10 protein-coding genes and 1 CRISPR repeat array are annotated in these 13227 nt (G+C 66.5%); of the genes, 9 read left to right on the top strand and 1 reads right to left on the bottom strand.

All coding sequences use genetic code 11. The features are described from left to right. Positions 1 to 37 precede the first annotated feature (37 nt). The 6 genes from cas5c to cas2 all read left to right on the top strand — a co-directional run bounded on the left by cas5c (position 38) and on the right by cas2 (position 5522). Positions 38 to 712 carry a type I-C CRISPR-associated protein Cas5c gene (cas5c, locus tag ACN20X_RS10885; RefSeq protein WP_016453851.1) on the top strand — a complete coding sequence of 225 codons (675 nt, stop codon included), beginning with the start codon at positions 38 to 40 and terminating at the stop codon, positions 710 to 712. Next, a complete protein-coding gene (gene cas8c, locus ACN20X_RS10890) occupies positions 709 to 2541 on the top strand; it encodes a type I-C CRISPR-associated protein Cas8c/Csd1 (protein WP_016453850.1) in 1833 nt (610 codons plus the stop codon). The genes cas5c and cas8c overlap by 4 nt, the downstream gene beginning before the upstream one ends. Next, positions 2538 to 3419: a type I-C CRISPR-associated protein Cas7/Csd2 gene (gene cas7c, locus ACN20X_RS10895; protein WP_016453849.1), complete on the top strand. Its 882-nt coding sequence runs from the start codon at positions 2538 to 2540 to the stop codon at positions 3417 to 3419. The genes cas8c and cas7c overlap by 4 nt, the downstream gene beginning before the upstream one ends. A gap of 27 nt (positions 3420 to 3446) precedes the next feature. Then, positions 3447 to 4103 carry a CRISPR-associated protein Cas4 gene (cas4, locus tag ACN20X_RS10900; protein WP_016453848.1) on the top strand — a complete coding sequence of 219 codons (657 nt, stop codon included), beginning with the start codon at positions 3447 to 3449 and terminating at the stop codon, positions 4101 to 4103. Beyond that, positions 4088 to 5128: a type I-C CRISPR-associated endonuclease Cas1c gene (gene cas1c / locus ACN20X_RS10905; RefSeq protein WP_016453847.1), complete on the top strand. Its 1041-nt coding sequence runs from the start codon at positions 4088 to 4090 to the stop codon at positions 5126 to 5128. Before cas4 ends, cas1c begins: the two co-directional genes overlap by 16 nt. A 103-nt stretch (positions 5129 to 5231) precedes the next feature. Continuing rightward, positions 5232 to 5522 (top strand): CRISPR-associated endonuclease Cas2, encoded by a 291-nt coding sequence (gene cas2, locus ACN20X_RS10910; RefSeq protein ID WP_016453846.1) that lies wholly within the window; start codon positions 5232 to 5234, stop codon positions 5520 to 5522. A 183-nt stretch (positions 5523 to 5705) separates the two neighbouring features. Continuing rightward, a CRISPR array of direct repeats spans positions 5706 to 8530; the repeat unit is 32 nt; unit sequence GTCGCGCCCCGTGCGGGCGCGTGGATTGAAAC. A 49-nt stretch (positions 8531 to 8579) separates the two neighbouring features. Here the strand turns inward: cas2 and ACN20X_RS10915 are convergent. Next, complete coding sequence (locus ACN20X_RS10915) at positions 8580 to 9380, bottom strand: IclR family transcriptional regulator (protein ID WP_016453845.1); 801 nt, start codon at positions 9378 to 9380, stop codon at positions 8580 to 8582. 271 nt (positions 9381 to 9651) lie between these two features. Here ACN20X_RS10915 and ACN20X_RS10920 point away from each other — a divergent pair, with 271 nt between their 5' ends. The 3 genes from ACN20X_RS10920 to ACN20X_RS10930 are packed head-to-tail and all read left to right on the top strand — an operon-like array spanning position 9652 to position 13227. Beyond that, positions 9652 to 10674, top strand: a complete 1023-nt coding sequence (locus ACN20X_RS10920; protein WP_473210807.1) for a sugar ABC transporter substrate-binding protein — start codon at positions 9652 to 9654, stop codon at positions 10672 to 10674. A gap of 17 nt (positions 10675 to 10691) precedes the next feature. Continuing rightward, the gene (locus ACN20X_RS10925; RefSeq protein ID WP_464182234.1) at positions 10692 to 12221 is read left to right on the top strand and encodes a sugar ABC transporter ATP-binding protein; all 1530 of its coding nucleotides are present in this window, start codon (positions 10692 to 10694) and stop codon (positions 12219 to 12221) included. Continuing rightward, a complete protein-coding gene (locus ACN20X_RS10930; RefSeq protein ID WP_313283638.1) occupies positions 12211 to 13227 on the top strand; it encodes an ABC transporter permease in 1017 nt (338 codons plus the stop codon). Before ACN20X_RS10925 ends, ACN20X_RS10930 begins: the two co-directional genes overlap by 11 nt.

The raw sequence follows: 13227 nt of genomic DNA on the forward strand, positions 1-13227 counted from the left end.
GGCAACGGTGTCTTGCCGCTGAAGGAGAGGAGAGGGCATGGGATTTGGAGTGAAACTGAAGGTCTGGGGTGAGCGCGCCTGCTTCACCAGACCCGAGATGAAGGGTGAGCGCGTCAGCTATGACGTCATCACGCCTTCGGCCGCGCGCGGCATTCTGGAGGCCATCCACTGGAAGCCGGCCATACGTTGGAGCGTAGACCGCATCCACGTTCTGAAGCCGATCCGCTTTGAATCGATACGGCGCAACGAGGTGGGCAGCAAGATCTCTCCGGCCAGTGTGTCCAAGGCGATGAAGGCCGGCTCCACGGAAGGCTTGGTCACACATGTGGACCAGGACCGCCAGCAGCGTGCGGCCACGGTGCTGCGCGACGTGGCCTATGTGATCGAGGCGCATTTCGAGCTCACGCCCAAGGCAGGCGCCGACGACTCGGTGGGCAAGCACCTGGACATCTTCAACCGCCGAGCGCGCAAGGGCCAGTGCTTTCAGATGCCCTGCCTGGGCGTGCGCGAGTTTCCGGCGGACTTCGGCCTGCTCGAAGACGGCGAGGCATTGCCCACGCCGCACGAAAGCCTGCTGCCCGAGCGGGACCTGGGCTGGATGCTGCACGACATCGACTTTGCCAACGGCATGGCCCCGCGCTTTTTCCGCGCCAGCATGTCCGGTGGCGTGATCGCCGTGCCGCCCTGGAACAGCGAGGAACTCAAGTCATGATCCTGCAGGCGCTTGCCACCTACTACCAGCGGCTGCTGGAACGCCGCGAGGAGGGCCTGGCGCCTTTTGGCTACAGCCCCGAGAAGATCAGCTACGAGATCCTGCTGGCCACCGATGGCCGTGTGGTGCAGGTCAACGACATCCGAGACACCACGGGCAAGAAGCCGCTGCCGTGCGTGATGAACGTGCCCCAGCCTGAGAAAAGGACGGTGGGCATCAAATCCAACTTCCTCTGGGACAAGACCAGCTATGTGCTGGGCGTGAGCGCCACCAGCAAGCGCGCGGACAAGGAGCATGAAGCCTTCAAGGCATTGCACCGCGAGCATCTGGCCGGCACGCAGGACGCGGGCCTGAAGGCCTTGCTGGGCTTTCTCGATGCCTGGACGCCGCAGCAATTCGAAGCGCCCCATTTCACCCCGGACATGCTCGATGCCAACATGGTGTTCCGCATGGATGGCGAAAAGGCCTATCTGCACGTACGCCCGGCCGCTCAGGCCCTGCGTGCCCGGCTTCTGGACAGCGACGACGGTGGACAAAGCGGTCAGGAATCGGTGGCGACCTGCCTTGTGAGCGGCGAAAGCCTGCCCGTGGCGCGCCTGCACCCGGTCATCAAGGGCGTCAGTGGTGCCCAGAGCTCCGGCGCCTCCATCGTCTCCTTCAACCAGGAGTCATTCACCTCCTACGGCAAAAGCCAGGGCGACAACGCACCTGTCTCGGAGCAGGCCGCCTTTGCCTACACCACCGTGCTCAACCACCTGCTGCGGCGCGGCGAGCATAACCGCCAGCGCCTGCAGATCGGCGATACCAGCATCGTCTTCTGGGCCGAGGCCGCAGATGGCCAGGAGGCCGAACAGGCCGTACGGGCCGAGTCGCTGCTGGCCGACCTGCTCGATGACCGTCCCTCGGACGACCAGGAGGCCGCGCGCATCCGCATCGAACTGGAGAAGGTGCAGAAAGGCCGGCCGCTCAGCGACATCGACCCCAGGCTTGAGGAAGACACGCGCATGTACGTGCTGGGCCTGGCGCCCAATGCCTCGCGCATCTCCATCCGTTTCTGGGAGGTCGGCACGCTGGGCCTGTTTGCGCGCCGCCTGGCGGAGCATGTCCATGACTTCGCGCTGGAGCCACAGCCCTGGAAGACGGCCCCGTCGGCCTACCGCGTGGTCTTGGCCACGGCACCGCACCGTGAGGGCAGCGCACCCAAGATGGATGACGCCATGAGCAATCTCGTGGGCGAGTTCATGCGCGCCGTGCTCACCGGCCGCCCCTATCCACGCAGTCTGCTGGCCAACGTGCTGATGCGCATGCGCAGCGACGGCCATCTGTCGGGGCTGCGCGTGGGTATCTGCAAAGGCATTCTGGCGCGTGAGCGCCGCCTCGGAATCAACAGTGACAAGGAGGAGATCCCCGTGAGTCTGGACAAGGAATCCACCAACGCGGCCTACCGGCTGGGCCGCCTTTTCGCCGTGCTGGAAAGCGCGCAGCGCCAGGCGTTGGGCGGGCAGGTCAACGCGACCATCCGCGACCGCTACTACGGCGCCGCTTCGGCCACGCCGGCATCGGTATTTCCCATGCTGCTGCGCAATGCGCAAAACCATCTGGGGCGCCTGCGCAAGGACAGGCCGGGCGCTGCCGTGGGGCTGGAAAAGGACATTGGCGAGATTGTCGGCGGCCTCACCGACAGCTTCCCCCGCAGCCTGCGCATCGAAGACCAGGGCCGTTTCGCCATCGGCTACTACCACCAGTCGCAAAGCCGCTTCAACAAGTCTGCCGCCAACGACGACAGCACCGATTCCACCGAAGACCGCACTGACGGAGATCCCGCATGACCGCCATCGCCCACCGCTACGAATTCGTCTACCTGTTCGACATCACCAATGGCAATCCCAATGGCGATCCCGATGCCGGCAACCTGCCGCGCCTGGACCCCGAGACCAATCGAGGCCTGGTCACCGATGTCTGCCTCAAGCGCAAGATCCGCAACTTCGTGAGCCTGGACAAGGAAGATGCGCCTGGCCATGCCATCTACATGCAGGAAAAGGCCATCCTGAACCACCAGCACCGCAAGGCCTACGAGGCCATCGGCCTCAAGCCTGAAGACAAGAAACTGCCCAAGGACGAAGCCAAGGCCCGCGAGATCACGGCCTGGATGTGCGCCAACTTCTTCGACATCCGCACCTTCGGCGCTGTCATGACCACGGGCGTCAATGCCGGCCAGGTGCGCGGTCCCATACAGATGGCCTTCGCCACCTCCATCGACCCCGTGGTGCCGCTGGAAATCTCCATCACGCGCATGGCCGTCACCACGGAAAAAGAGGCCGAAGCCCAGAGTGGCGACAACCGCACCATGGGCCGCAAGCACATCATTCCCTACGGCCTGTACCGTGCCCATGGCTTCATCTCGGCCAAGCTGGCCGAGCGCACCGGGTTTTCCAACGAGGACCTGGACCTGTTCTGGCGCGCGCTGATCAACATGTTCGAGCATGACCGCTCCGCTGCACGCGGCGAGATGGCGGCGCGCAAACTCATCGTCTTCGAACATGAAAGCGCCATGGGCAACGCGCCTGCGCATGTGCTGTTTGACGCCGTCAAGGTGGAGTCCGCACAGCCGGCCGATGCGGGCGCTCCCCGGCGCTTTGCTGACTACCGTGTGCACATCGACACTGCGGCCGTGCCTTCGGGCGTGACCCTGCGGGAACTGATCTGAGACGGGTGGCAAAGCCGCCGACGCACCATGAGCGAAGACGACGCCATTGCCCTGTCGGCATTGCAGCACTACCTGTACTGCCCAAGGCAATGCGCCCTCATCCATGTCGAGCAGCTGTGGGCCGAAAGCCGGCATACGGCTGAAGGCCGGCTGCTGCATGAAAAGGCCGACAAGCCCAAGGCCGAGCGGCGCAAGGGTGTGCGCACCGTCACGGCCATGCCGCTGGCCGAGACGCGCCTGGGCATCACCGGCATTGCCGACGTGGTGGAGTTCCACCAGGGCCCACAGGGCGAGCGAGCGTTTCCCGTGGAATACAAGCGCGGCCGGCCCAAGGCCCATCGTGCCGATGAAGTCCAACTCTGCGCCCAGGCGCTGTGCCTGGAGTCCATGCTGGGCCAGCCGGTAGAGGCGGGCGCCCTTTACTACGGCGAGGCCCGCAGGCGCACCGATGTGCGCTTCGACGAAGAACTGCGTCAGCTCACCTGCGGCACCATTGCCGCGGTGCGCTCCATGCTGGACTCGGGCACCACGCCAACGGCGCGCTACAGCCCCCGGCTGTGCGATGCCTGTTCGCTGCTGGACCTGTGCCAGCCCAGGCTGCTGGGGCGAACCCAGAGTGTCAATGCCTGGCTGTCAGCGCAATGGGGCCAGCAGATGGAAGAAGGTCCATGCGACGGCAACTGAACACCCTGTACGTGACCACCGAAGGCGCCTGGCTGCGCAAGGACGGTGCCAACATCGTGATGGAGGTCGAGCAGCGCGAGCGTGCCCGGCTGCCGGTGCACATGCTCGAGAGCTTGGTTTGCTTCGGACGCGTGCTGGTGTCTCCACCGCTGATGGGCTATTGCGCCGAGCAGGGCATCTGCACCAGCTTTCTCACGCCCAACGGGCGCTTTCTTGCGCGGGTGGAGGGGCCTGTTTCCGGCAACGTGCTGCTGCGCCGTCAGCAGTACCGGGTCAGCGATGATCCGGGCCGTTGCGCTGCCATCGTTCACAACATCCTGCTGGGCAAGCTGCACAACCAGCGCGCGGTCCTGGGCCGGGCACTGCGTGACCACGGCGACAAGCTGGAGCCCGAAGCCGAGGCAGCACTGACGCACGCCTACAGGCGCCTTGGGCGCATTGCGGAAAAACTGCCCGGAGAAACCAGCCTGGACATGCTGCGCGGCTACGAGGGCGAGGCGGCGCAGGCCTATTTCGGCGTGTTCGACATGCTCATTCGCGTGGACAGCCCCGCCATGCGCTTTCAGGGGCGCAGCCGGCGCCCACCGCGCGACGCGGTCAATGCCTTGCTGTCTTTTCTCTACACCCTCGTCACGCACGACTGCCGCTCAGCACTCGAAAGCGTGGGCCTGGACCCCGCCGTGGGCTTCTTGCACCGTGACAGGCCCGGGCGCCCCAGCCTGGCGCTGGACCTGCTGGAGGAATTCCGCCCCCTGCTGGCGGACCGGTTGGCGCTGTCGCTGATCAACCGCAAGCAACTGGGTGAGCGCGACTTCCAGACCATGGACAACGGAGCGGTCCTGCTGACCGAAGCATCACGCAAGACCGTGCTGACCGCCTACCAGGAACGCAAGCGTGAAGAACTGCGCCACGCCTTCATCGAAGAAAAAGCCGCCATCGGACTGTTCCCCTTTATCCAGGCGCAACTGCTGGCCCGACACCTGCGCGGTGATCTCGATGCCTATCCGCCATTCCTTTGGAAATGAAACATGGCCCCCACGCTTCCTTTGTTGCGCAAGGTCCGCTGCCCCCCGAGGGAGCCGCTTTTTTATCTTGGGGCAGCCCGGCGATGAGAAATGAGGTGTGCCGATGATGGTCCTGGTGAGCTATGACGTCCGTACCCAGGACCCGGATGGTGCCCGCCGCCTGCGGCGCATCGCCAAGGCCTGCCGGGACTTCGGCCAGCGCGCGCAATACTCCGTCTTCGAAATAGAAGTGGACGCCGCGCAATGGGTCGCCCTCAAGGCGCGGCTGATGCAAATCATCGACCCCGCCCAGGACAGCCTCAGGTTCTACTACCTGGGCCAACACTGGCGCAGCAAGGTCGAACACATCGGCGCAAAGCCCGTGCTGGACCTCGACGCCCCCCTCGTCTTCTGAACCTCCGCGCGAACCCCAAGTGACCGCCACCTGCCCTTGAGGTTCGCGGCCGCGCAAGCTGTTGTTTTCAAAAGGGGGTGTGCGAGGGATTGGCTGAACGCCGATTCCGCGGCATGACAGCGCCGCCTGGTTCGCGGAAGCCTGGCTTTTTTCATAGCGGTGAAATTGCTCTATAAGTACCCCGTCGCGCCCCGTGCGGGCGCGTGGATTGAAACGGTACGGCTTACAGCGACCTGGCCGCCAGCGGAACGTCGCGCCCCGTGCGGGCGCGTGGATTGAAACCACCGTGGCGCCATCGTGCTGGCCACCCGCGCTCGTCGCGCCCCGTGCGGGCGCGTGGATTGAAACGCCCAAGGCCAGGGGCCGCGCAATATCGCGGTTGACGTCGCGCCCCGTGCGGGCGCGTGGATTGAAACATGTGCTGGGCGAGTCCCCGGAAACGCTGTCTCGTCGCGCCCCGTGCGGGCGCGTGGATTGAAACTCGTCGGCCAAAACGACCATCTGCTGCACGCGGCGTCGCGCCCCGTGCGGGCGCGTGGATTGAAACGTCCGGGAAATCATTAGGAATCACTAGGGCGCCGTCGCGCCCCGTGCGGGCGCGTGGATTGAAACTTTGAGTCCACGACCGGGGGCGGCACTGATTGGCGTCGCGCCCCGTGCGGGCGCGTGGATTGAAACAGCTTCGCTGTCGTCCATGGAGATGTTTTTGGGCGTCGCGCCCCGTGCGGGCGCGTGGATTGAAACGCTTGTAGGCGATGGGCTTGGACGCTGCTGCGTTGGTCGCGCCCCGTGCGGGCGCGTGGATTGAAACGATGCCGGGCAAAGCCGCCGCTTACTAGCTTGGTGGTCGCGCCCCGTGCGGGCGCGTGGATTGAAACACGCGGCATGATGACGCGCCGCCGCCCCTGTGCGACGTCGCGCCCCGTGCGGGCGCGTGGATTGAAACGGCAGGTAGCGGCACGCCGCCGGCTGCGAGCCAAGCGGTCGCGCCCCGTGCGGGCGCGTGGATTGAAACTCGACAAGAAATGAAACAGGCCTTCCTGTAGCTTGGTCGCGCCCCGTGCGGGCGCGTGGATTGAAACACCCCAAAGCCCGGATGTGCGTAGGTGGGCGCACGTCGCGCCCCGTGCGGGCGCGTGGATTGAAACATTGAGCCCGCGCTGCAGCAGGAGCGTGACAACGGTCGCGCCCCGTGCGGGCGCGTGGATTGAAACAAGTTCGGTGACTCCACCGAGATCGAGAAATGGGGTCGCGCCCCGTGCGGGCGCGTGGATTGAAACGAATGTGGTCCTGCCTAAAGACAGCACAGGAGCGAGTCGCGCCCCGTGCGGGCGCGTGGATTGAAACCGCGCCGTGGTCGCCGACCGCGTCACGCCGGAGGGTCGCGCCCCGTGCGGGCGCGTGGATTGAAACAGACCGGAGCGGCGTCAAAAACTGCTGCCGGAGCAGTCGCGCCCCGTGCGGGCGCGTGGATTGAAACCACGTAGGCAAGGGCAAAGGCCTCCTGCTTGATGGGTCGCGCCCCGTGCGGGCGCGTGGATTGAAACATGGCAAATGCCGACGCGGGTTTCGGTTTGATACTGTCGCGCCCCGTGCGGGCGCGTGGATTGAAACAACAGAGACGCTGAACAGCACGGTCCCAGCAACAGTCGCGCCCCGTGCGGGCGCGTGGATTGAAACCCAGGCCCACCACGCGGCCCTGGCTCGGGGCAATCGTCGCGCCCCGTGCGGGCGCGTGGATTGAAACCAGCTCAATGCGGAACATCAGACCCTTCAGGCGGTCGCGCCCCGTGCGGGCGCGTGGATTGAAACATGCGCTACGGCGAGCACATCAGCGAGGGCGCGGCCCTGGGCGTCGCGCCCCGTGCGGGCGCGTGGATTGAAACAAGGAAATCGACCTGCTCACGCGGCAGATGGAGCGGTCGCGCCCCGTGCGGGCGCGTGGATTGAAACCTTAAAACAGCCAATACCGCCTGCACCCGGCGATGTCGCGCCCCGTGCGGGCGCGTGGATTGAAACAGGCGGATGTCGCGGGGCGTCATCCACAGCCATTGTCGCGCCCCGTGCGGGCGCGTGGATTGAAACACGTAGCTCAGCATGCGGGACTACTCCTGGGGATGTCGCGCCCCGTGCGGGCGCGTGGATTGAAACCGTACTCAGTCAATAATTATTTTTCGCCGAGCGGCTGTCGCGCCCCGTGCGGGCGCGTGGATTGAAACTGCAAGGACGCAGGCTTCCGTGAGTTCAAGGCGGGTCGCGACCCGTGCGGGCGCGTGGATTGAAACCACCGCATCGCCTGCCCGCACTGCGAGAGCCCGGTCGCGCCCCGTGCGGGCGCGTGGATTGAAACAGCGCCTCGTAGCTGTACGCGCCGCCATCAGGCGTCGCGCCCCGTGCGGGCGCGTGGATTGAAACGACTTCGCAGCCGCGCACCGCGTGCAGCCGAACGTCGCGCCCCGTGCGGGCGCGTGGATTGAAACGAACGCACTCTGATCCGAGAGCGGACGATTGCTGTCGCGCCCCGTGCGGGCGCGTGGATTGAAACCAGCTCATCGCGCCGCTTCTGCGGGAAGCCCGTGGTCGCGCCCCGTGCGGGCGCGTGGATTGAAACAGCTCGCAGCCCAGGTACTGGCGGCCGAGTTGGAGGTCGCGCCCCGTGCGGGCGCGTGGATTGAAACAGTGCCCTGGGAAGGATCGACGCGCAACCGGCGCAGTCGCGCCCCGTGCGGGCGCGTGGATTGAAACATCCCATTCTTGGCCGCGCAGCAGCATGGACCCGTCGCGCCCCGTGCGGGCGCGTGGATTGAAACACCAACGTGATCGAAGGCCATCCGTTCGCCGAGAGTCGCGCCCCGTGCGGGCGCGTGGATTGAAACATCGCATCGCGCACGATCCCAGTAGTCGCGCCGGGTCGCGCCCCGTGCGGGCGCGTGGATTGAAACACGGCGTGCTCCACAAAGCCCACCCCGCCCTCGCGTCGCGCCCCGTGCGGGCGCGTGGATTGAAACCCCTGCCGCCACAGCAAGCGCCCCACGCATTTGAAACGAATCGCCGGACTCATTCCTCGCCGCGCAGACCGCCATTGAGAGAGAGTCCAGCCACTGCCTGCAGCAGGTACCCGCGTGCCTCATCCAGCGAGGGACCCGCATGCCCATCGATCCGCCGGATATAGGGAGACGTCAGCACAGCCAGGGCATGGCCATCGGGCCCGAGGATGGGGCAGGAGATGTCCACCACGCCATAGGACTGCAGGCTTTCGCTCTGCTTGTGACCCGTGCTGCGTATCTGTTCCAGCATGTCGTGCAGTTGTGCCTCGGGCAGATGTACCTCGCCTTCCAAAGGCGTGTGCTCGGCCAGCATCTGCGAGCGGCGTTCGGTTGTCTGGCAGGCCAGCAGCACATGGCCTGACCCGGTGTCCAGCAGCCCGACGCGTGCGCCCAGCCTGATTGACAGGCCCCAGTTCCCGGGGCCGGGGACCTGGGCCACGATCAGGACATTGCCACGGTCGTAGAGGCCCAGGTGGCAGGACTGCTCGGCCTGCCGCGCATAGGCATCCATGACGGGCAGCGCCTGGGTCACGAGGCGGTTGACGGGTGGGTGGCGGTGCGCCAGCGCGAACATCTTGAGGCTGAGCGCATGGCGGTCGCCGCCGGCCGAGCGCATCACATATTGCCGGGCCACCAGCCGCTCGAGCATGCGGTAGATCTCACTGGGGCCCCGGCCCAGTTCCTTGACGATCTCGGCCCGCGTCAGGCCATCGGGGTGCTCGGCCAGCAGCTCCAGGATGTCCAGCCCCTTGTCCAGTGCCGGCGCGCGGTAGCGCTCGCCGTCTTCTGCGTTGTCCAGTGCTTTGCTCATGCGTGCAGATCTTACGTTCGGGATAGGACAAGTCCTGTTTTTGCTGCGGACCTGCGCAAGCGGTGCGTGGGCTGGGTAAACCATAGCTGCCGAAGTGAAGTTTATTTATAAATAATTAATTCATGGATGAATGAATCACCCCAGCGATGTGCCACGCGCCATCGGCAAAAAGGCGATCCAGCGGCACCGCCGGAGTCCCGGCACACATGAGGAGGCACTTTCCATGGCTGCACTGCACGGCGTTTTCCAGGTTCCGGCCGGATGTTCCGCAATGCTTTGCCGGCTCATGTCTGCTGTAGCCGCGCTGGCTTCAGTGGCGGCGCTGGCCGGCGCGGGGCCGGCGCTGGCGGCGGAACCTGGCCCGGCGCAGGGCAGGATCGGGGTCAACCTGCCACTGCTGACCTCGCCGTTCTGGCAGGCCTACAACGGCTACCTCCCGCAAATGGCCAAGGCCCTTGGGGTCGACATCCTGGCGCCGGTGAACTCCAACCAGGACCCGGCCCAGCAGATCACCGACGTGGCCAATCTGATCAACCTCGGCGCCAAGGGGTTGGTGGTGGCGCCATTGGATTCGGCGGCCATTGGTCGAGCGCTCGCCTTGGCCGAGCAGGGGAAGATTCCTGTGGTGGCGGTGGACGTGGCGCCTACCCGGGGCAAGGTGGCGATGGTGGTGCGTGCCGACAACCGCGCCTATGGCACACGGTCCTGCCAGTACTTGGGCGCGCAGGTGAAGGCGGGCAAGGTGGTGCAGATCATGGGCGACCTGGCATCGGTCAACGGCCGTGATCGGGCCGAGGCTTTCCGCAGTTGCATGAAGGATTTCCCGGCGCTGCAGTTGCTGGAGATTCCCGCGGCCTGGAAGTCCGATGCCGCCGCCGCCGCGCTCGACGGCCTGCTGTCCGCGCATCCGGACCTGAAGGGCATCTACATGCACGCGGGCGGCGTCTATCTGGCGCCCACGCTGCAGACGCTGCGGCGCAGGGGGCTGCTGCGTCCGGCCGGCGATCCGAGGCACATCGTGGTGATCAGCAACGACGGCATCGCCCAGGAGCTGGATGCCATCCGCAGGGGCGAGATCGACGCCACCATCTCGCAGCCCGCCGATCTCTACGCAAAGTACGGCCTGTACTACATCAAGGCAGCGCTGGCAGGGCAGTCGTTCAAGCCCGGGCCCACCCCGCATGGCAGCCGCATCGTGGAGGTGGCGCCCGGCATTCTGGAGGACCAGTTGCCCGCACCCGTGGTGACCCGCGAGAACGTGGACGACAAGTCGCTGTGGGCCAACCAGCCATGACGATACTCCCCGGATTCATGGCTGACAGACCGGGCACGCCGGTGATGGAGGCGCGTGGGCTCGGCTTGCGTTTCGGCTCCACGACGGCCTTGCACGATGTGAGCCTGGCGGTCATGCCGGGCGAGTCGCATGCACTGGCTGGCCGCAACGGCGCAGGCAAGTCCACCTTGGTCGCCTTGCTGACCGGCCTGCACCAGCCCGGCACGGGAAGCATCCGCTTCAACGGCCAGCCCGCGCCTGCGGTGACCGACCGCATGGCCTGGCGCCAGCATGTGGCCTGTGTCTACCAGCATTCGACCATCATCGGCGAGCTGTCGGTCGCCGAGAACCTGTTCATCAACCGGCAGCCGCTGCGCCATGGCTGGATTTCCTGGCGCGTGCTGCGGCGCGAGGCAAGGGCCTTGCTGGATGCCTGGCAGATCGATGTGCACGAGGATGCGCTGGCCCGGGATCTGACGGTGGAAGCCCGCCAACTGGTGGAGATCGCGCGGGCGCTGTCGCTGGGCGCGCGCTTCATCATCCTGGACGAACCCACGGCGCAGCTTGACCACGACGAGACGCGGCGGCTGCTCAGGCGCGTGCACGATCTGCAGCAAGGCGGCGTCACGTTTCTCTTCATCTCGCACCACTTGCAGGAGATCTATGAGATTTGCCAGACGGTCACCGTGCTGCGCGATGCTCGCCATGTGGTGACGGCGCCGGTGGCGCAGTTGCCCCGGCAGGCACTGATCGAGGCCATGACCGGCGAGCGGGACAGCCTGGCCGGCTCGCCTTGCGCCGCCCACGCACCCCCGGCAGGCGGGGGCACGGGCGTTGCCCCCGTGGTGCTGGCGCTGCAGCAGGTGTGCGGCAAGGGTTTCGGGGCTGTCAGCCTGCAGGTGCGGCGTGGCGAGATCGTGGGGCTGACAGGCTCCACCAGCAGCGGGCGCACGGCTGTGGGTGAGGCGGTGGCGGGCCTGCGGCGCACCACGGCAGGCCGGATCCTGGTGTCGGGCCGCGTGCTGCCGCCCGGCGATGTGGGCGCCGCGCTGGCGCACGGCGTGGGTTGCGTGCCGCAGGACAGGCACCGCCAGGGCCTGGTGCCGGGGCAGTCCATTGCCGAGAACGCCACCATGACCATCATGGACAGGCTGGGCCGGTTCGGGTTCATCGCGCCATCGCGCAGGCAGGCCGCGGCGTTGTCGGCCATGCGTGCACTCGATGTGGCGGCCAGCGGGCCGCACCAGGCCGTGTCCGGCCTGTCGGGCGGCAATCAGCAGAAGGTGGTGATGGCGCGCGCCCTGGCCAGCGAGCCCGATGTGCTGGTGCTCATCGATCCCACTGCGGGTGTGGATGTGAAGTCCCGGCAGGCATTGCTGGCCGTGGTGGAGGAGGAGCGACGGCAGGGCCGGGCCGTGCTGCTGGCGAGCAGCGAGCTGGACGACCTGCGCATCTGCGACCGCGTGCTGGTGATGTCGCATGGCCATGTGGTGGCCGAACTCGCCAGAGGCTGGGACGACGGTGAACTGATTGCCTCCATGGAAGGAGTGAGCCTGCATGCGCACTGAAACCTTCGTCTCGCCGAACACGGCTGTGCCCGTGCCGGCCGCCCGGCGGCTCGCCCTGCACCGGCTGCGCGACTATGCGCTGGTCCCTGCGCTGGCCCTGCTGTTCTTGCTGGGAGCCTTGACCAGCCCCAGCTTTCTGACACCGGCCAACCTGGTCAGCATCCTGGGGGCCTCGGCAGCCCTGGCGCTGGTGGTGTTGGCGGAGTCGCTGATCATCATCACGGGCAAGTTCGATCTGTCGGTGGAGTCCACGGTGGGCATTGCGCCGGCGGTGGGCGCCATGCTGGTGATTCCTGCAGCCTCGGGAGGCTTTGGCACGGCATGGCCGGTGGCGGCGGGGCTGCTGGCCATCGCGGCCGTAGGCGCATGCACGGGTTTTCTCAATGGCCTGTTGGTCGTCAGGCTGCGGCTCAATGCCTTCATCGTCACGCTGGCGATGCTGATCGTGCTGCGCGGCGTGCTGGTGGGCGCGACCAGGGGCGGCACCCTGTTCGACATGCCGCAGCCTTTCTTCGCCCTGGCCACGGCCACGCTGCTGGGGCTGCCGCTGTCGGTCTGGCTGGCGGCGCTGGCGTTCGGCACGGCCGCCGTGGTGCTGCGCCACCACCGGCTGGGCCGCGCGCTGTATGCGATTGGCGGCAACCCCCATGCGGCGCGCGCGGCGGGCATCAATGTGGACCGTATTACCTGGGGCGTCTTCGTGCTGGCCGGTGTGCTGGCCGCAGTGGGCGGGCTGGTGGTCACGGGCTATGTGGGCGCGATCAATGCCAACCAGGGCAGCTCGATGATTTTCACGGTGTTCGCGGCGGCCGTCATCGGCGGGATTTCGCTCGACGGCGGCAAGGGCTCCATGTCGGGTGCGCTGTGCGGCGTGCTGCTGCTGGGCGTGGTGCAGAACCTGCTGACGCTGGCCCAGGTGCCATCGTTCTGGATACAGGCGATCTACGGCGCCATCATCCTCGGCGCCCTGATGCTGGCCCGGCTCGCAGGTGAGCAGCAGCAATAG

Source organism: Delftia sp. PX-1 (genome assembly GCF_055797465.1).